Here is a 19,731-nt window from a genome sequence, read left to right as displayed (position 1 = left end):
ATATGAAGAAAAAAGCACTCATCGTATGGGGAGGCTGGGACGGACATGAACCAGCCCAAATTGCAGAGATTTTTAAAGGGATATTGGAAGAAGAAAATTTTGAAGTGGAAGTGTCAGATACACTTGAATCCTATGCAGATTTTGAAAAGCTGAAATCACTCGACTTAATGGTGCCCCATTGGACAATGGGTGAAATAAAGAAAAAATATGTGTCAAATATATCTGCAGCGGTTATGAGCGGCGTTGGAATTGCGGGCTGCCATGGCGGGATGTGTGATTCATTCCGAAACAATGTGGACTGGCAGTTTATGACCGGCGGGAACTGGGTTGCCCACCCTGGAAATGACGGCGTCGAATATATGGTCAATATCAAGCATAGCTCGAGCCCATTATTAGATGGATTCGAAGATTTTAAAGTCGTTTCAGAGCAGTACTATCTTCATGTAGATCCGGCTGTTGAAGTGTTAGCTACAACAAGATTCCCGGTGGTTGATGGGCCGCATAAAGCAAACGGATCAGTGGATATGCCCACAGTATGGACAAAGCGCTGGGGGCTTGGCCGTGTATTCTACAACGCACTAGGTCATAAAGCTGATATTGTAGCCATGCCTGAGGTTTTATCCATTATGAAACGGGGCTTATTGTGGGCTGCAGAAGGCAAGGAGCTTTACAGCCAGTCGGATGCACCGACATACGGGTCATATGGAAATGGTAGCAATAGAGTGTATACGGGCATGGGAGACAGCGACGATTAATTTTAACTACGAGTTATGTAGGGAGAAAGGGTGGGTGAGGAAATTTCACCCTTTTATTTTTTTGAGTACTTTTTTAAAGCCTAAATTAAGCGGGATAACTGCCCAGGTCTTATTTACAGCAGCCGTTACCAGTGTCCCGGGGCGGACAACCATATGGAAGCAGCCCGTTGTACTTAAATTATTGCTGTCCCACAGCCTTTTCCAAAGCCGTTACTTTCTCCTCACTCGCAGCTTTTTCCAAAGTCGTTGTTATTATTTTCACCGTACCCTCAACAGTTTCCGAAGCCATTGTTTCCTCCAACCCTATAAACAAGCGCCAGTTCCGCAACCGTATCCATGCCCGGGGCAGCCATATCCTTCATTGTGCTGATAAGGGTAGATGCATCATCATAGCCGGCACTTCGAATAATTGAGTTAGGGCATCCACATGCAATAATACTCAAGAGATAGGAAAATGATTGATTAAAAGATTTTAGGAGATTGTTTCAATTTTCCATTGGTAAAAATTTGATAGAATTAGTGAAAAGGATAAATAGAGGACGAGGTGTCTATGGTGAGAGAGGTAATAGGACAATGTACAAGCTGCAGGAGAGATCTTTTCTGTAGAGATGGTTTTTTTGAAGCGGAAATTGATAATGGAAACTCCTTTTGTTATGCATGTTTTAAACTCCTGCAAGAAGAGTTTACAGTGAGAGAGCTCGGAAGCTTTATCACTCAGGTAAATAGCAAGCCTGAAGGGCATATTGGCTATTGCGGTGTCGAGGCAATGGAAGTAGAGAATACGCTTCAAGAGGATTTCTCAGATCTAAAGCTGGAGGATTCTTTTATAGTATGGAAGGAAGGCGGCAGGATTATTGCTGCACTTGGAGTAGATTGGGATTCTGAGGAGAGAACAGGTGAGCTTTGGGGACCCTTTAATCTTTCATCGGAAGAAAAATGGCAGCTGCATGCAGATATTTTATGGCGGCTGCTCCAGCACAAGGTAAATCAGGAGGGTACGTGGTACGGGTTTTATAATGAACTAAATCATCAGGCAAAAAATTGGTTCAGCGTTCTGGGAGGACAGAAAAAAAGCAGTGAAGTCATTCTCCATGCGAAGCCAGGGAAGGTGTCATCACGAAGCATCGGGAAAACAGAGGAGTATTCGGATCGGTATCAGGATGAATTCAAACGTATGCATCAAGCCGTTTTTCCTAATACATATTATTCAGCTGACGAGATTCTTAGCCGCAAAAACAGTAAAAATAGGCTTTTTGTATCAGCAGAAAATAATCATTTACTCGGATACGTTTACGTAGAAGGAAATCCTGATTTTAAGGAAGGCTCAATCGAATTCATTGCAGTTGATGAACAAGCCCGGGGAAAAGGAGTGGGAGCGGCACTTTTAGAAAGAGCATCAGCCTATCTTTTTGAGTGTGTGGATGCTCAGGAAATTTCCATCTGTGTCAGCGCTGATAATGAAGCGGCCATTCATTTATATAAAAAAGTGGGTTTTACAGAAAAACATAGACTATCATTTTATAAGCTTCAGACCAATTAAGGGCTAGGGGCAACAGTAAAAAAATAGTCCGCCTGCATCAGGATTTACCTGATGCAGGCGGACCCTCTTTATATTACATTCCAACCGAAATATATTTTGTTTCTAAATATTCATCGATCCCCTGATGTCCGCCTTCGCGGCCAAGGCCGCTTTGCTTAAAGCCGCCAAATGGAGCCTGAGGAGAAGAAGGAAGCCCGTCGTTTAAACCGACAATTCCATACTCGAGTCCTTCAGAGATCCGGATGCCTACTGAAATGTTTTCAGTGAATACATAAGCGGCAAGTCCGTAAATTGAATCATTCGCCCGTTTAATTGCTTCCTCTTCTGTAGAAAACGTTGTAATTGGGGCTAACGGACCAAAGGTTTCTTCATTCATGCATTGCATATCGTCGGTCACATTGGATAAAACGGTTGGTTCAAAGTATAAACCGTCGCGTGAAGAGCCGCCAAGCTCTACTTTTGCTCCTTTGTCCTTTGCATCCTGAATATGCTCAGCTACCTTGTCAACTGCATCCTGATCAATTAATGGTCCTAGGTCGACGCCCTCTTCTAATCCATTGCCAAGCTTTAATTCCTTCACTTTCTTAGAAAAATGTTCTGTAAATTCATCTGCAATTGCTTCATGTACATAAATACGGTTCGTACATACACAGGTCTGACCGGCGTTTCTAAATTTGGAAGCAAGAACGCCATCTACTGCTTTATTAAGATCACAATCCTCCATTACAATCGCAGGAGCATGTCCGCCAAGCTCGAGGGAAATCTTCTTAACCGTGTCAGCTGCACCTTTCATGAGGGTTTTTCCGACTTCAGTCGACCCTGTAAAGGTGATTTTGCTCACACGCTCATCACGGAGCCATTCCTCACTGATTTCAGAGGATTTTCCGGTAACGAGATTGATTACGCCTTTTGGAATTCCTGCTTTTTCGGCAAGCTGAACCAGTTTAATCGCTGTAAGTGGTGTGGAGCTTGCCGGCTTAATGACTACTGTGCAGCCAGCCGCTAGTGCAGGTCCTACTTTTCGGGTGATCATAGCTGCGGGGAAATTCCATGGGGTAATAACAGCTGTCACCCCAACAGGCTGTTTATGCACAAAGATCCGTTTATTTTCCTTGGAGGCAGGGACCATTTCTCCATAAATCCGTTTTCCTTCTTCTGCATACCATTTGATAAAGCCGTTCGCATAAGCAATTTCGCCTTCTGCTTCCTTTAGCGGCTTACCTTGCTCGAGTGTCATTGTTTTAGCGAGGTCCTCTGTTTCATTATCGATCAATTCCGCCCATTTAAATAAAAGCTCGCTGCGTTCAGAAGCAGTCAGCTTTGCCCAGGCTGGAAATGCCGCGTGTGCAGCATCAACGGCTTGTCTTGCTTCCTCGGTACCTCCTTTAGGCACTGTCGCAAAAACCTCCTGAGTGGCGGGATTTGAGATTTCAATTTTGTCCAGATTCTGTCCGGATTCTTCTCCGTTAATAAGTAACGAGTATTCCTGCATTACACTCACTCCTCTAAATTTGGGTTCTGATTACTGATTACCCTTTTCACCAAATCTAAAGCATTTCCCTTACAAAAATATGAATTTCTGTTCATTCTCTTTTCATCATAAGATATACTAATAACTACCAGAAATAAGCAGGGGGTAGTGTTGGTGACTGTGAGTATAGGAGATACTTTGAGCTTTGGAAAAACTTTTACACAAGAGGATGTTCATCAATTCGGTATTTATAAAAATCAGCATGATAAAGAAGTGCTTAACGCTTCAAGTAAAGGAATCATCAGGGGGTAAGGGGGAAGAGAAATGATTCGGGAAGCCATAAAAGAGGATGCATTAGCTATTAGTGAAGTAAGAATCGCAAGCTGGAGAACTACATATGCAGGGATTGTTGATCCTGATTTTCTTGAGGGGATGACGCCTGAGAAGTGGGCTGAGGCCTGGGCGAAAGGGAATAAAAAAGAAGACAGCTTTACCTATGTTGCAAGGGAAGCGGGCTCTGTTATCGGCTTTGTGATAGGAGGACTCGAACGGGATAAGAAATATCCTGATTATCCTTTTGAGATTTACGCCATCTATTTATTGCAGGAGCATCAAGGAAAAGGAATTGGAACAAAATTAATTAAGAGAATGGCAGATTCTTTATCCGGGTTGGGAGTAGGCGGAGTGCTCATTTGGGCTCTTGATGAAAATCCCTGTTCGTCCTTTTACAAAAAACTTGGCGGTCAGCCAATTGATCATCAGTCCTTTAAGATTAAGGGGAGAACCCATCCGGAAACGGCTTATGGCTGGAAAAGCTTAAAGGATTTCCGTTTAGACTAAACTTTTATTATTTGGAGGAAGAACATGCAAACGACCACCTATCAAGTTCACTCGCTGAATGTAGGGAAAATTGAAAAGCTTACATATGGAACGAAAAGCTTTGAATCAGCTATTAGAAAAAGTGCAGCGGTAAAGCCTGTCTGGATCAGCGTGACCGGGATTTCAGATGACGAGCAGGCCTACGAGCAGCACGGAGGAACAGAAAAAGCGCTCTGTCTTTATCCATATGATTACAAAGAATACTGGAATGACCTGCTTGGGCATTTAGATCATGATGCCCTATTTGGAGAAAATCTATCAACACTTGGCTTAACAGAGGAAAACACTTGTGTAGGGGACACGTTTCAGCTGGGAGAGGCAGTCGTTCAGGTAACGGAGCCGAGACAGCCTTGCTACAAGCTGGCTGCAAAATACGACATTCCGGACATAGTTAGTCGAATGCAGAAAACAGGCTACACAGGCTTTATGTTCCGCGTTCTAAAGGAAGGCTATGCAGCACCAGGAGATCCTTTAGAATTAATAGAAAAAGATCCTCTCCGTATCTCAATCAGAGACGTAAATAAAGTCAAATACAACAAAAAAGCTTCAGCGGAAGAACTCAATACAATTCTATCCCTAAAAGCCCTCTCCGCTACACTCAGAGAAACCTTATTAGCTAGATTAAATAAACTTGCATGAGCAAAAAAACAGGCTTCCCTGGATGAGGGGTGTCCTGTTTTTTTTATGAGTACAAATGAAGATTTCGCGTGGTGCTAATCGAGTGGCGCTAATCGAGTGGTGAAATATCGAGCGGTGAAACATCGGGTGGTGACAGGCACCACTCGGAATTTGTCGATTGGCCGGATCGTATATTTCTCTTTGACCTGCTATCGTGTGGTAGAACGTAAAAGTTTTGGCAACAAAATATTCGGGATACATGGTAGGATATAGAAATGAATTAGTTTCGTTCGTTGGACGAAGGAAATCAGGTGAGAAGAATGAAGGCGTCAAACGTTTATATATGGCTTGTTTCGTTAATGGTCGTCTGGGGTGTGAATGTGGTTGCACTTAAAGTGCTGGTTTTGTCGTTTGATCCGGTGGCCATGACTTCAGTAAGGATTTTGTTTGCAGGTCTAAGTGTTTTAGTTTTCTTATATTTTATGAAGCAGCTGCGAATGCCGACCCGCCGGGAATTTGGCGTTATTACAGGAGTCGGTTTATTTAATGTGGTAGGTCATCATTATTTTCTTTCAATCGGTTTGACTGTGACTACTGCAGTGAATGCAGGTTTAATTCTTGGACTTATTCCAATTCTAACCGCTGTAGCTGCCATGATTTTTTTGCGTGCTCGGCTTACTATACTAAAATTTATTGGAATCATAATCGGATTTGCCGGAGTATCCTTTGTCATGATGGCAGGAAGCACAGGAGGATTCTCCATTGCTATTGGAGATCTGTATATTTTCCTGGCTGCATTAACACAGGCCATCAGCTTTGTACTTATTAAGAAATTCTCAACGGATATGAGTGTGCTGCTTTTGACAGGCTGGATGATGGTTGTCGGTTCATTTTTCTTAGGTGCTATCAGCCTGTTTTCTGAGCCTGCAGGATACATTTCTTTATTAGAAGGGGAAGGCTATCAGTATGTCATCTTTTTTGCATCCGCTATTTTGGCAACCTGCTTTGGTCATATGATCTATAACAATGCGATCCGGCTTATTGGCCCAAGCGAATCAGCCGTTTTTACGAATCTGAATCTCCTATTCTCCCTTTTAAGTGCTGCTATTTTATTAAAAGAACAGCTCTACATCGAGCAGTTACTTGGTTTCTTCCTCATCGTTATCGGTGTCATTTCCGGGAGCGGCGCCATAGATCACTGGCTCCGGACGAGGAGAATGCGGAGGTCTGAAGTGCAATAGAGGACAGGCACCCCCTGAATTTACTCGGAATTTGTCGAAGGGTTTTCGGCATTTTCTGGGTTTTTTTGTGTGTTTTTATTTGATTTTTTAGATAATGGCTTGGCAGATGGTATATGATAATAATAGTTTGATAGAGAAGGGGTGCAGATGTTATGGCGTTATTGAAGTGTGATTTTTTTTCTGAGGTGTTAGGGATTAATACGACGATGACAGTTATTTTGCCGCAGCAGACGACGAATCAGATCGGGGTTAAGACGGCTCAGTCGACAGGACTGCATCCGACACTTTTCCTGCTGCACGGTTTGTCAGATGATGATTCAATCTGGCTTCGTCGTACATCAATTGAACGCTATGTATCAGAGCTTGGTCTGGCTGTCGTGATGCCGCAGGTTCACCGGAGTTTTTATACAGACATGGAATACGGTCAGCGTTACTGGACTTTTATCAGCGAGGAATTGCCGGCAGTGGCGCGCTCCTTTTTTCCTTTATCACATAAAAGAGAAGAGAATTATGTTGCAGGTCTTTCAATGGGAGGGTATGGGGCATTTAAGCTTGCCTTAAGAAAGCCCGAGGTCTTTGCAGCAGCGGCAAGTCTTTCAGGCGCAGTGGATGTTACGACTTTTGCTGAACGTTCGGCTGAGCCCTATCATGATTACTCCCTAATCTTCGGCGATCGCCAGGTAGCAGGAACAGAGGACGATTTGTTATACCTTCTGAAAAAAGTGGATCAGGAGCAATTAGTTAAACCGAAGCTTTTTCAGGTTTGCGGCACCGACGATCATTTGTATGAAGATAATCAGAGGTTTGCAAGCCTTTGTAAAGCGTCTTCCTTCGATCATTTTTATGAAGAAGATCCCGGACGCGGTCATACATGGGATTATTGGGATGAAAGAATACAAGATGTACTTAAATGGCTGCCTCTGCCGAGAAAAGGAAATGAATAGAGAGTAACCGAGGTGTCAGTGTATGTTGAAAATCAGTAACGTTGAAAAAAACATCCAGCATGCTGTTGTTTTTCCTTCTATTAATCTGGAGCTAAAGCTAGGAGAAACAGCAGCTATTCATTCAAGCACAAATGTAAGGACGGTTTTATTGGAGCTTCTTTCAGCCTCCAAGCCGCTTTCAGGTGGAAGTATTATGATTAATAATGAACAGGTGAGCGCTTCAAATAAAGTCTACTTTAATCAGGCAGCCTTTTTATTTTTGAACGATGGGTTATATGAGAGACTGACCATCAAAGAGCATCTCGCATTTTATCAAAAGCTTTATGGAGCAAACGAAACAGTGGAGGAGATCCTTAATCTGATTCAATTAAATGAAAAAAAACGGTTGAGAGTTTCTGCTTTAACCTTCTCAGAAAAGAAACGGCTGCTTTTTGCACGGATTCTATTTCAAAAGCCTAAAGCGGTTATTTTGGAGGAGCCGGATCAAAATGTGGATTTAGAGGCAAAAAAAATTCTCAGCAGGCTTATTCGTATGCTTACTGATGATAATAGCTGTGTGCTGGTTTTGACGGGCAATATGGAAAGCGCATTAATGGTGACGAAGCGGGTGTACCGTCTGGATGAATCCGGTCTTCACGCGCTGGAAGTGACAGAAGAAAAAGAGGAAGAGACTTTAAAAGAACAAAATGAAGAAATCCAGCAAGTACAGCCGGTAAAATTTGAAAAAATCCCTACTAAGGTGAACGACAAAATCATTTTATTTAACCCTCCGGAGATCGATTATATTGAGAGCAGTGAAGGGCAGTCCAACGTCCATGTGAAGGGACAGATTTATCCGTGCATGTTCACTTTAAATGACTTGGAGCAGCGGTTGATTCCTTTTGGTTTTTTCAGATGTCATCGTTCTTATATTGTTAATCTTCAAAAAGTGCGTGAAGTGATTACCTGGACAAGAAACAGCTACAGCTTAATTTTAGATGAAGCAGGTAAAAGCTCAATTCCACTTTCAAAGACAAAAATGACTGAGCTAAAAGAAATGCTCGGCTTAAAATAAGGTTTATTCATCACTCTTAATGCTCCATTCACCCGTAAAATACCTCCTTTCACTGGGAAATTACTGCGATCCTATCCGTTTTTTTATACGATTAGGTCAAGAAATCAACCAATGAAATTCAAGGAGGAGCGAAATGGAAAAGATTATTGAAGTACATAACCTGGCAAAATATTTTGGAAATGAGCAGGCTATAAAGGATGTTTCCTTTGAAGTGAAAAAGGGAGAAACATTTGGATTCTTAGGACCCAGTGGATCCGGCAAAACCACAACGATCAAAATTCTTACCGCACAGCTTCAGCACACGGACGGGGACGTATCCGTATTTGGCATACCTATAACAAAGCATCAAAATAAGGATTTCTATAAAAAAATAGGTGTGTTAACAGATAATAGCGGACTTTACAGCAGATTGACTGTTTACGACAACCTGAAGCTGTATTGCGATTTATACTCGGTTCCGTATACACGGATAACAGAAGTGCTTTCAATGGTAAATTTAGAGGGAGAAGAGAAAAAGACTGTTTCTGCTCTGTCAAAAGGAATGCTGCAACGGGTAACACTGGCCAGAACATTTTTACATAAGCCGGATTTATTGTTTTTAGACGAGCCGACCTCGGCTCTTGATCCGGTAAACACCAGACATATTTATAAGGGATTGGAAAAGCTGAAGAGTGAAGGTACAACCATTTTCTTGACTACTCATGACATGGATGAAGCGGAAACCCTATGTGACAGAGTTGCTTTCTTAAATAATGGGTCCATTCAGCTGCTTAATGAACCAAAGGCTCTGCGGAAGCAGTTCGGAAACGGAAAACTGAAGGTCGAGTTAACGGATGGCAGAGAAATAGAGGTAGACTGCGGACCTTCCGGAGCTAAAGAGCTGTATAACTATATGAATGAGGGACTTGTAGCAGGTGTTCAATCAAATGAACCAACACTTGGTGATATTTTTGTAGAAGTGACAGGGAGGAAGCTATCATGAATTATACTATCAGAAGGACAATGGCTATTTTTCAAAAAGATTATAAGGACATGATGAAAAATCTTTATGTATCAACAACGATCGTGCTTCCACTAATCATGGCTGCGTTTTACGGACGTACAGGTGTTGATACGGTAGATGGTTATTTCCTCGTTTTTAATATGACATTTTCCGTTGTTGCTGCTTATATTCAGGCGTCGTTAATTGCTGAAGAAAAAGAAAAGAATACACTCAGAGGGCTTATGCTTTCACCGGCAAGCACGGGTGAAATAATGGCAGGGAAAAGTCTCCTAAGCTTTGTAAGTACAGTGATTATTCTTTTTATTTCTGCGATCTTTATGAGGTTTCAGCCTGCTGATCCAGCGATTATTGTGACAGCATTAGTCATTTCGACCTTTTTCTATATTGCCCTTGGTACATTGCTTGGACTGGTGACGAGATCTGTTATGGAAGCGTCTGTGGCTATTCTGCCAGTTCTGCTATTCTTCTCATTCGCGCCATTTGCTACAGTGTTTATGGATGAGTACCCTATTCTTAAAATTGCTGAATACCTGCCGAACCTGCAGTTGGTTGAGCTTGGTGCCGCAGTAGAAGCAGGAGGGGGCTTTGAAGATGTATGGTCAAATCTCCTCATACTAATTTCATGGACGGCTGCACTTTTAGTGGCAGTAGTAGTTATGTACCAAAAGAAAATGATCGATAAATAAGTATAATTAATCTGGGACATAACGACAATGCAAAAAACGCAGTGTTCCAGATAAAGGGGGGGTTGAGACGCACATTTTCTCAACCCCCTTTTTTCGATTATTTTCCGGGAAATATTTTCATCTACTAGTACCCTAAAAGAAGGAATCAGCCAGCATACTTACGAATGGTAAAGTAATAGCTCGAAAATTGCACAATCGGGATAAGTAGAAGAATCCACAGTGCGGATGCAGGAATTAATCGATTAAAGACAGGTTCAAAAGCTAATATAATTATTACAGCAGGAACTGCATAGGTAAGGGATACATATGCATTCCGGCAGGCTCTTGCGGTTATTTCTTTTTCTCTTTCATCCTGCTCGGAAAATTCAGGAGGCAGGAGGGTTGCTTTGAATGAGACCTTCCGACCTGAGAATTTTTTCAGCAGAAAATAGCTTACAACTGCAATAATGAGCATAACAACAAGTGGAGTCAAAGGCAAAGAGAGAAAAAACTCTTCCGTTTCACCAAAAACGAACGCTGCAAAGGATTCATTTCCTAAATACAACGCTGTAGAAAACCAGCCGACACACACTAAAGCTAAAAAGTTTAAAGCAATCATTAAACCAGCTCTATTCGTCATCATTTTCTCCTCCCAGCCAAAAAAGTTCTCCCATTTCCACCTTAAACACCCTGCAAATTAACAATCCAAGAAGCAGGGAGGGAGCATAGTCCTGTTTTTCAATCGCGGCAATTGTTTGTCTTGTAACATTTACTTTAGAAGCAAGCTCTTCCTGCGTTAGCTTGTTTGCAGTCCGCAGCTCTCGAACCCTGTTTTTTATATACATAAGCTTCCCACCTTCATGTTAAGTGCACTTAACATTTCCACCTTCATTGTAGAATATGCTTTTCTAAATGTAAAGTCTATTTAACATTTTTTTAATTTTAGGTATTGACTCTGACGTTGCGTGATACCTTAGGATCAGAAATGAGGGAGGATATGATCATGGCATATAAAGTAAAGGAAGTAGCAAATTTAGTTGGAATCAGTGTGCGCACACTGCATCATTACGATGAAATCGATCTTCTAAAGCCTGATCAGATCAGTGAAGCCGGCTATCGTCTTTATTCAGAAGAAGATCTTGCAGTCCTGCAGCAAATTTTATTTTTTAGAGAGCTTGATTTCCCTCTGAAAAAAATCAAAGACATCATTACAAACCCGGACTTTGATCAGGAGGAGGCACTTCATCTTCATAGAAGCATGCTGCTGGAAAAACGAAGTCGGCTTGACCAGCTTCTTGCCTCGATAGACAAAACGATTTTACACATGAAAGGAGAGATTCGAATGAGTCAAAAAGAAAAATTTGAAGGCTTTGATTTCAGCAGCAATCCCTACGAGCAGGAAGCACGAAATCGCTGGGGAGACAAAGCTGTAGACGAATCCAATCAGAAAATATCTAATTTAACAAAAGGTGAACAGAAAAATATGAAGGAGGAAATGAATCATCTGTTTATCAGGATGGCAGCAATCCGACACTTGCGAGCAGATTCCAGTGAGGCTCAGGCATTAATGGATGAATGGTTTACCTGGCTGAATAAAATGGGGACGTATTCTAAAGAAGGGTTTAAAGGTCTGGGTCAGCTTTATGTAGATGATCCTCGTTTCACGAAAAATATTGATCAATTTGGGGAAGGCTTATCTCTGTTTCTAAGAGATGCAATGGCGTTTTATTCGGATACCAAAGGCTTGTAAAAGTAACTATAGTCCGGCAGCTGAACTCAAAATCAAGCGCCGGGCTTTTTTTGTGTAGAATTTTGATGGCTTGTGCAAACTAATAGAGGTTCATTCCAATTTACTTTAATTTATTGAGTTATAGTATTAAAATAATAAAAGTAACGATAAAAGGAGGATAAATGATGACGGGCTCACTGGATGTAAATAAACTGCTGGAATTCATTCAAGATAAGAAAGAGAACTTTGAAGGTTCATTATTAAATGAAGCATCTAACGTGAAAGAAAAAATCGAAGAGATTTTAACGGTGGGCAATATTGACTTAATAAACAATGCTCATAAGCTGGTCCAATACATCATTAAGGGTGAACAACAGGAGCTTGAATCATTTGCTAAACAAGAAGGGATAGCCTGGGCATCCCATGAAATCCCGTTAACGTTAAAATTAGAGTGGGTGCAGGCCATTCGAAGAACGCTGTGGAAGTTCCTGCAGGCATACAATGAAGAAAGGGATAAGAACTTAACTGAAGAATTCTTCTCCATAGAGAAACAAGTAAATAATCAAGTGGACCATTTTTTAAATGGTTTATTTCTTACATACTCTCAATACAAAGATTCGTTGATAAGGGCGCAAAAAGAATTAGTTGAAAATCTTTCAGTACCCATCATACCAATAACGTCTACTATAAGCGTTTTACCTTTGATTGGTGAGGTTGACCTTCATCGGATGCATGTCCTGGAAGAAAAAGTTTTAGTGGAAATTGAACGGCTGCGTATTCATTCCCTAATTTTGGACTTGTCCGGAATTATGAAGATGGAGCCGGAGGTTATTGCACATTTAATGAGAATTATTGATGGTACATCATTAATGGGCTGCGAAACGGTGATTACGGGACTAAGACCTGAAGTAGTTAAGAATATGATCAATGTGGGAATAAGATTAAATGAAGAAGTACCAACATTGGGAACGCTGCAGCAGGCCTTAAGTAAATATATAGTTAACTGAACACTGTCAGTGAATGTGCGTAAGAAGAAGTATTAATAAAGGGTCTAAGACAAATTTGTCTTAGACCCTTTACCCGGTTCACTGCGCTTCAGGGGGATGCTTTCCGCGGGGCGGGGCTTGAGCTAACTTGCTAACGCAAGTGGATCTCAAGCTCCCGCTTCCTCCCGCTGGAGTCACCCCCTTACGCTCCGTTCACCTCACGTTTCTAAAATTATTGTTATGTCCCACCCTCGTTACCCGGTTCCCGCCTCTTTAGAAGCTTGGCGGTAATTCTATTTCAGTAATTGTTGAACTGCCTTCCATTTCCAAATGACAAAACCCAGCAAAGCTCCGGACATATTAAGAATAAAGTCATCAATATCAAAACTCCCTCTTTTTGTTGCTAATTGAATGACTTCAATACTGAATAACAATAGAATCATAGCAATTGAGAAAATAGTTATTTTGTTTAGTTTTCTTATAAAATAGGGCAGGTAGAACCCCATTGGCAAGAACATGATAAAATTACCAGCGAGATTTTTTATCGGAATATCAAGATTCATACTTCCGGTGAAAATCGCTTCTACATATGTACTGATCGTTTGAAAGGGAACAAAATTCGAATATAACTTGATGTACTCCAACGTCGTTAAATCTGCCCATACATAACCTCTTGCCCCCATAAATAATAGAACTGTTAAAGCGAGCACATAAATGATAAAACTAATGCTTACTACAAAACCCCGAATCCTTTTCATCTTCTCTCCCTCTAGTGTTAAATTATCTATAAGAATATTTTACCATTTACACCTGAAACGGTGCCATCTAAATAATGATTTTCCTAAAATAGTATATTGTAATACTAAAATGTTCCTTGAAGGGCCGGTATACTGTACCCTTCCTATAAACACGTTGAGGGAAGTAGTTTTCTTTGGATCTGTGGCCGTTCTATTTGAAACCCTGATACTTTCCTAATTGTTTTTCCCTTTTTTGCTAAGGGTATATTAGGAAGGTTAGGATGCATGCAGATAGGGGGATTTGATGGAAGGCTTGAGACGTGTGTTACGACTATATGGAGATTATTTTATATATGTCGGTTTATTACTTTTAAAATTATATTTACTCAGTGTTGCGACGGGTACATATTTTAGCTTCCGATTAAGTGTGGTTTCCCTTGGAAGTATTTTTCTTTTGTCTTTTTGGATTTTGCTAATCTCTCCGAAGGTTAGAAGATGGATGCTTGTTGGGTTTACCATTTTAATTTCATTTCTTATCATCTCAAATATTTGGTATTACCGTTACTTTACAGATTTTCTTTCGGCATCACTTATAATTCAGCTGCCGCAGATGGATGCGGTAGGCGGAGGAATGCAGGATTTAATTTACTGGAGTGATTTTTTATTCTTCCTTGACGCTGTTATTTTTCTGGTTGTATTAGTCTTCCTGCGAAAGCAAAAGTTTCAAACCTATACAAAAAAACGAAGAGTTGTGTCAGCCGCTGCAGCACTGACAGCAGGACTTTTTCTTTTTTATTCCCCTTCTGTCTTAAGCTTTTCTAATGATCAGGCGGGGAGCAAAGAAGAGCCGGTTTCTAATTTAAGCCGTTATTATCAAATAGGCATGATTGGCTACCATGCAGTAGATTTAAGGGATGAAATGTATGAAAACTGGTTTGAGGACACCACGCTTACAGAAGATGAAAAGGAGAGTATTGATAATTTTTTTGACGGAAAAGATCCAGAAGCCGGGGAACCGCCCGAGCAGCTGCCTAATGTTATTGTCATTCAGCTGGAATCGTTTCAAACGTCTGTCATTGATCAGGAAATTGACGGGCAGATGCTCACCCCTCATTTAAATGAGCTGAAAGATGAGTCTGCTTACTTTCCGAATTTTTATCATCAAACGCATGAAGGACGCACATCCGATGCTGAATTTATTATCAACTCTTCCTTATACCCATTAAAATCCGGCTCGGTATATACGAGATATTCAGATCATTTATTTGATACTCTGCCTGGCCGATTGAAGGAAAATGGATATGAAACAGCTGCTTTTCATGCGTTCAGACCAAATTTTTGGAACCGGGATCAGGTATATGAGAATTTTGGATATGATACTTTCTATAGCATTGAAGACTTCCCGGATGGAGATATTATCGGTCTTACATTAAATGATAAAGACTTCTTTTTGACCGGAGTAGAAAAAATGAAGGAGCTGGAGGCACCTTACTTTGCTTTTATGGTCGCTCTTACCAGCCATACACCTTATGATTTTCCAAAAGATAAGAGAGTTCTTGACCTTGATAGGTTTGATGAAGAAATTTTACAAAACTATTACCACAACATCCATTACGTAGATAGTGCCTTTGGTGAAATGAAGGAAAAATTGGTGGAAGTAGGAATGTGGGAGGATTCCCTGATCGTTGTTTACGGTGATCACGACAGTGCCCTGCAAAAGCAGGGAAGGGAAATGGCTGATTTTGAAGATGCGGAATCAGCTGTTGATTTTGTTCAGCTGGGGAGAAGAGTACCCTTATTTATTAAACCTCCACAAGGGCAGGGAAATAATGGAGAGGTGATCGAAAAAGCTGGTGGACAGCTTGACGTTGCCCCGACAATTTTATCGATGCTCGGACTTCAATCCGATTACATGATGGGAGCCTCCTTGTTTTCTGATGAAGAAAATATGGTTGTGTTTAGAGACGGATCAGCCATTGATGATACGTTCTACTATGAGGCAAGTCTTTGGGATGCAGAAGGCGGAGCCTGTTATTCGCTGGAAACGGAGAAGAAGGTCTCCTCAGGGAAGTGCGAGGAAATTTCTGAGGAAGCAGCCCGGCAATTAAGGCTATCTGATCTTGTGATTAGAAAGGATGGTATTCAGCAGCTCCAGTCTGAGCGCTAATGTCTTTGCAAGAAAACAAAATTAATAAAAGATTTCTTGGGAAAAAAGAGCAGGAATTATCAATATAGATTTCTTTACTACTCTTACACCTTTTAGTAGAATAAAGAAAGTAGGAAAACAATAGCGTTTCCAATATAATGAAAGTAACGATAAATCCTGTCTTTAGACGCAAAATCCAATTGAATCTTATTGATAAAATAGTAGGTTAAAATGAGTCGGACGATAGAGTCGAACATAAGCCGAAAAGGATCCTAAGCGATCCTTTTCGGCTTTTTTTATTTTCCATTTTCTACATATGTTCAATTGGAATTTATAGGGTGATACTGGAGAAGACTACCTAACGTCCTTATTAGTTAAGATAGGAAATTTCTAAGAAGGGATGAGGTTAATTGAATTATTTAATTGATCATGAGACAAAATCTATTCATCGTACATCATTTGCTGGAGACCAGTGTGGTTTTCATACCAGTTCTATGCAAAATCGGGAATTTACCCATAGTGTTTCCTATGTAGAACAGCTTATCAATGAGGAAAGCTATAGTACTTGTAAATTCTGCGGCTCTTAGTCTAAGTTAAGACACAAAACTTATTTTAAATTGCACATTATTCCATTTATTTTTTTCTTTTGTGTTTGTACTATATAGTTACGATGAAGAATACGTCTTGCAGGAAAGGAGACTTTATTTGAAGATTGAAGCTGAAATGTATTCAGAAATGGTTAAATATACAGGAAAACTACTCAGAGACCATTTTGGGAAAGGACCAACTTCTATTTATATAACGTACAAAAAACCGTTTATAACCATTCACCTTCGTGATTTTTTAGCGCCAATGGAGCGTGTACTTCTTGATCGCAAGGAAAGAAAGCGGGTAGAGGAGACGCGTGATCTCATCATGGAAAATATTCTTCCGGAAATGAAGAAGGTATTGAATACCTTATCACCTATAGAAATTGATAAGCTCTATTACAATTGGTCTCTTGAAAATCAATCCGGAATGATCTTTGGAATTATGAAGGATGAAGAAAGCAATGAAGGAGCATGGCCAAATCATTTAGACAGGGAAGCCTTTCGCGAGGAAGTTGATCTTTTAACAAAGAAGGGGCAGAAAATACCTGAACATACAGAGGTCTATTGGCTTAGTGATCGAACGGTTCTGGCTAAAAGGCAGGGTATTCTTGTTCGAATTGAGCGGGAATTAATTAAGAATGGCTATTCAGAGGAACTGATCCTAACGAAACGTCCAATGGAAAAGCAATTGATTAGGGAATCGAAGCTTGAGTCCCTTATTCAAAAGAAAATAAAAGAGATATTTGTTGATTGGGATTTTGAAGAAGATATTGGCTATATAATATTATGTATTGAATAATAGGATAGTAAGGCTTCTTATCGTTGAGACGGTAAGGAGTTTTTTTGTACAGTGAATTTGCTTTAAGAATGTTCGTATTCATTTTAAGTAATAGTAAATATAACTTAGATAATGTATAAATTATCTTTTTAAATCAACAGAATCTTTCAATAGGGTTGTACAAGAGACTTTTTACAGTAAATTCTGAATTTTTGTGCATCTATAGACTGTGATAGAAGATTATAAACTCATACTTTACTCACGTTTTTATTGTTCGCATTGCTATTAGAAATCGCTTATTTTACAATAGTATATATACTAATTTATGTCAGCAAGTTACTGCTTATTCCAGAAATTTGTCTGCTTGTATCGTTTAAATAAATGAAAAGTTTAATAGCTTTTTGCTTTTGAATTAATGATCAGCTCGGTTGTCTAAGATTTAGTCGCCTTAGGAAGTTTACCTATAAAACTCTATTGGAGGCTCATAAAATGAATTCAACCATTACTCTCACACATGAAGAATTGGCCGCTGTTCTTTCACTGAGCGGCTATGAACGGGATATAGCCAATAAAATGCTGGATTGGTATATTTTCCCCTCACAGCTGCAGCCAGAGAATTCTGTCTATGAGCCGGTAAAAACCCTTGCTGCTAAGGGGTATTTAGATTCAGGTCGCCCAACTGGACTGGCTGACCGCCTGGAGCAGATGATTCATTTTCTTGGACAATTTAAACCGGCAGTACGGTGGCTTGAGAAAGACCGGATTCGTTTTATTCATCCCTTCTCTCAAAAAAGCTTTATGGTTCAGGAGATATGCAATGGGAAGCACTTTTTTTCTTTTCATGGAGAGAAAATTACTGAAACTCTGAATGTATGGTACAGATCTCAAACCTATGCATTATTTAAGGATATGGAGTTTCTAACACTTGAGCTTACCCAGGATACATTTGAAGAGCTTTATCAGATGACTGGAGCATTAACACAAGAGCTTATTGCCGAAAAAAGTGCACCGCCTGCTTTTCGTCAATTCATTTACGATTTTAATCAAAATAAAAAAGAAATCTATACTCTCTCATTTTTAAATAAACGAAATAAACTGGAGGTCGATCAAAGTATATCGTTTATTCCAGGTGGAGATTGTGTTTGGTATATCGACTTTAAAAAAGCTGAAAACGATCAGATATTTATCACACCTCTTAAATTAAACGATTTTTTAAGTATGATCGAGCTGGATATTCAAGCTTTTATGGTCACACCTTCTATAGCAAATTAAAATCGGTATGGCTCTCTCGCCATACCGATTTTTTATTCATTGATTAAATGGAAGTTTAATATGGAAGGTGGTGCCTTTTCCTACCTCACTGCAGACAGATACGCTGCCTCCATGATCAAAGATCGTTGTGAAAACCTGGGTAAGTCCGAGTCCCGTCCCTTCATTTTTACTGGAGTAAAACGGAGTGCCGAGTATATTAATCTTATCCTTCGGAATTCCTACACCTGAATCGCGGATTTTAACATGTACCATACCCTCTTCAACATAATGACTGATAATTATTTTCCCGCTCCCGCTAATTGCTTCTATTGCATTTTTGAATAAGTTGAAAAATGCTTTCAGAAACAGGTTTCTTTTACCCAGGATAAAAACAGAAGCATCCTTCAAATGCATCTCTACCTCAATATCATAAAATCGATCCTGAAAAAGTAAAAGAAGAGCGTCCAGTTCCTTGCATAAGTAGATTGGGACGATTTCTTCCTCGTACAAATCGGGCTTTGAAACATGGAGGAGATTTGTAAGGGTGTTTATCGCAATATTTAGTTCGCTTTTCATGGTAGTTAAATAGGGATGAGTGTAAGATTCTTCTAAAAGCTGTAAAAAGCCCTTTACTGCGGTAAGGGGGTTTTTTACTTCATGCGCGATACCTGCCGCAATCTGTCCAACTGAAGCAAGCTTGTCCTTATCCTTCATCCATCTTTCTGCTTCTTTTTGTTTCGTTATGTCTCTGAAAATGGTCTGTATAACATCCCGATCACCATACTGAATCTGCCGGGAATGAATTTCAGCATCAAATCTGGTACCGTCTAAGCGGGTGATGGCTGCTTCTAAAACAGGAACGGGTTCCTTGGTTGTGTGTGCACTTATTATTCGCTCCTGCATCAGTTGTTTGAAATGATCATCTTCAAAGAAATCCAGGATACAAAATCCGCAGAAGGCATCTTTAGAGCCTCTTAAAAGTTCGGATCCTGCTTCATTTATAAAGAGGAGGGAATAGTCTGAGTGGATGACTGTGCTGTCAAGAGAATATTCCAGGACCTGCCTGTAAATTTTTTCGCTGTCTAATGCTGTTGTGTTATTTAACGTTTTCCCCATCCTTTTGTTAGCAACCCCTTATCAAATGAATCTTTACTATTCCAGAATACGCAGGGAGAAGGTTAGACATAATAAATTGATAATCTTTTTCTTTTCCTATTTTATAACATTATTTATTGTGGTGGGAAGAGATATTGTTATTATTTTCTTAATAATCGTTTTTCTTACAATTTCGGACTTTATTTTAGTTTTTTCGACAGGGCTTTATTTTGTATGGGAGTGTTATGG

20 protein-coding genes are annotated in these 19,731 nt (G+C 40.2%); 15 read left to right on the top strand and 5 right to left on the bottom strand.

The window, feature by feature from the left end; translation table 11 throughout:
* Positions 1-2: 2 nt before the first annotated feature.
* The gene (locus tag C4B60_RS08210; protein WP_104057518.1) at positions 3-755 is read left to right on the top strand and encodes a ThuA domain-containing protein; all 753 of its coding nucleotides are present in this window, start codon (positions 3-5) and stop codon (positions 753-755) included.
* Between the two features lie 688 nt (positions 756-1,443).
* Complete coding sequence (locus C4B60_RS08205; RefSeq protein ID WP_167578609.1) at positions 1,444-2,295, top strand: GNAT family N-acetyltransferase; 852 nt, start codon at positions 1,444-1,446, stop codon at positions 2,293-2,295.
* Positions 2,296-2,368: 73 nt separating this feature from the next.
* Here the strand turns inward: C4B60_RS08205 and C4B60_RS08200 are convergent, their stop codons facing one another.
* A complete protein-coding gene (locus tag C4B60_RS08200; RefSeq protein ID WP_104057516.1) occupies positions 2,369-3,787 on the bottom strand; it encodes an NAD-dependent succinate-semialdehyde dehydrogenase in 1,419 nt (472 codons plus the stop codon).
* Between the two features lie 153 nt (positions 3,788-3,940).
* Between C4B60_RS08200 and C4B60_RS21390 the strand changes: the two genes are divergently transcribed.
* The 8 genes from C4B60_RS21390 (at position 3,941) to C4B60_RS08165 (ending at position 10,191) form a co-directional block, all read left to right on the top strand.
* A complete protein-coding gene (locus C4B60_RS21390) occupies positions 3,941-4,078 on the top strand; it encodes a hypothetical protein (RefSeq protein WP_167578608.1) in 138 nt (45 codons plus the stop codon).
* Between the two features lie 12 nt (positions 4,079-4,090).
* Positions 4,091-4,606, top strand: coding sequence for a GNAT family N-acetyltransferase (locus C4B60_RS08195; RefSeq protein WP_104057515.1), 516 nt, complete (start codon positions 4,091-4,093; stop codon positions 4,604-4,606).
* A 24-nt stretch (positions 4,607-4,630) separates the two neighbouring features.
* The gene (locus C4B60_RS08190; protein WP_104057514.1) at positions 4,631-5,284 is read left to right on the top strand and encodes an MOSC domain-containing protein; all 654 of its coding nucleotides are present in this window, start codon (positions 4,631-4,633) and stop codon (positions 5,282-5,284) included.
* 299 nt (positions 5,285-5,583) lie between these two features.
* Entirely contained in the window at positions 5,584-6,504 is a 921-nt protein-coding gene (locus C4B60_RS08185; protein WP_104057513.1) for a DMT family transporter, read from the top strand.
* Between the two features lie 152 nt (positions 6,505-6,656).
* The gene (locus C4B60_RS08180) at positions 6,657-7,448 is read left to right on the top strand and encodes an alpha/beta hydrolase (protein ID WP_104057512.1); all 792 of its coding nucleotides are present in this window, start codon (positions 6,657-6,659) and stop codon (positions 7,446-7,448) included.
* A 22-nt stretch (positions 7,449-7,470) separates the two neighbouring features.
* A complete protein-coding gene (locus C4B60_RS08175; RefSeq protein WP_104057511.1) occupies positions 7,471-8,502 on the top strand; it encodes a LytTR family transcriptional regulator DNA-binding domain-containing protein in 1,032 nt (343 codons plus the stop codon).
* Between the two features lie 133 nt (positions 8,503-8,635).
* On the top strand, positions 8,636-9,484 hold the full coding sequence (locus C4B60_RS08170) for an ABC transporter ATP-binding protein (protein WP_104057510.1): 849 nt from the start codon (positions 8,636-8,638) through the stop codon (positions 9,482-9,484).
* A complete protein-coding gene (locus C4B60_RS08165; RefSeq protein WP_104057509.1) occupies positions 9,481-10,191 on the top strand; it encodes an ABC transporter permease in 711 nt (236 codons plus the stop codon). The genes C4B60_RS08170 and C4B60_RS08165 overlap by 4 nt, the downstream gene beginning before the upstream one ends.
* Before the next feature lie 145 nt (positions 10,192-10,336).
* Here the strand turns inward: C4B60_RS08165 and C4B60_RS08160 are convergent, their stop codons facing one another.
* Both C4B60_RS08160 and C4B60_RS08155 read right to left on the bottom strand, forming a co-directional pair.
* Complete coding sequence (locus C4B60_RS08160) at positions 10,337-10,810, bottom strand: hypothetical protein (RefSeq protein ID WP_104057508.1); 474 nt, start codon at positions 10,808-10,810, stop codon at positions 10,337-10,339.
* Positions 10,800-11,015, bottom strand: coding sequence for a helix-turn-helix transcriptional regulator (locus tag C4B60_RS08155; protein WP_104057507.1), 216 nt, complete (start codon positions 11,013-11,015; stop codon positions 10,800-10,802). Before C4B60_RS08155 ends, C4B60_RS08160 begins: the two co-directional genes overlap by 11 nt.
* Before the next feature lie 158 nt (positions 11,016-11,173).
* Here C4B60_RS08155 and C4B60_RS08150 point away from each other — a divergent pair, with 158 nt between their 5' ends.
* Positions 11,174-11,920 (top strand): MerR family transcriptional regulator, encoded by a 747-nt coding sequence (locus tag C4B60_RS08150; protein WP_104057506.1) that lies wholly within the window; start codon positions 11,174-11,176, stop codon positions 11,918-11,920.
* 161 nt (positions 11,921-12,081) lie between these two features.
* Positions 12,082-12,906: an STAS domain-containing protein gene (locus C4B60_RS08145; RefSeq protein WP_167578607.1), complete on the top strand. Its 825-nt coding sequence runs from the start codon at positions 12,082-12,084 to the stop codon at positions 12,904-12,906.
* A gap of 272 nt (positions 12,907-13,178) precedes the next feature.
* Here C4B60_RS08145 and C4B60_RS08140 read toward each other — a convergent pair whose 3' ends face one another.
* Complete coding sequence (locus C4B60_RS08140) at positions 13,179-13,643, bottom strand: VanZ family protein (RefSeq protein ID WP_104057504.1); 465 nt, start codon at positions 13,641-13,643, stop codon at positions 13,179-13,181.
* 283 nt (positions 13,644-13,926) lie between these two features.
* On the opposite strand from C4B60_RS08140, the gene C4B60_RS08135 reads away from it, so the two are divergent.
* From C4B60_RS08135 to C4B60_RS08125, 3 genes are all read left to right on the top strand, one after another.
* A complete protein-coding gene (locus tag C4B60_RS08135; protein WP_104057503.1) occupies positions 13,927-15,789 on the top strand; it encodes an LTA synthase family protein in 1,863 nt (620 codons plus the stop codon).
* Between the two features lie 684 nt (positions 15,790-16,473).
* Positions 16,474-17,157, top strand: a complete 684-nt coding sequence (locus tag C4B60_RS08130; protein WP_104057502.1) for a Na-translocating system protein MpsC family protein — start codon at positions 16,474-16,476, stop codon at positions 17,155-17,157.
* 468 nt (positions 17,158-17,625) lie between these two features.
* A complete protein-coding gene (locus tag C4B60_RS08125; protein ID WP_104057501.1) occupies positions 17,626-18,408 on the top strand; it encodes a hypothetical protein in 783 nt (260 codons plus the stop codon).
* Positions 18,409-18,444: 36 nt separating this feature from the next.
* Here the strand turns inward: C4B60_RS08125 and C4B60_RS08120 are convergent, their stop codons facing one another.
* Positions 18,445-19,503 carry an ATP-binding protein gene (locus tag C4B60_RS08120; RefSeq protein WP_104057500.1) on the bottom strand — a complete coding sequence of 353 codons (1,059 nt, stop codon included), beginning with the start codon at positions 19,501-19,503 and terminating at the stop codon, positions 18,445-18,447.
* Between the last annotated feature and the right edge of the window lie 228 nt (positions 19,504-19,731).

It is taken from the genome of Jeotgalibacillus proteolyticus (assembly GCF_002926065.1).
GTDB lineage: Bacteria > Bacillota > Bacilli > Bacillales > Jeotgalibacillaceae > Jeotgalibacillus > Jeotgalibacillus proteolyticus.
This window is presented reverse-complemented; position numbering and strand designations above follow the sequence as displayed.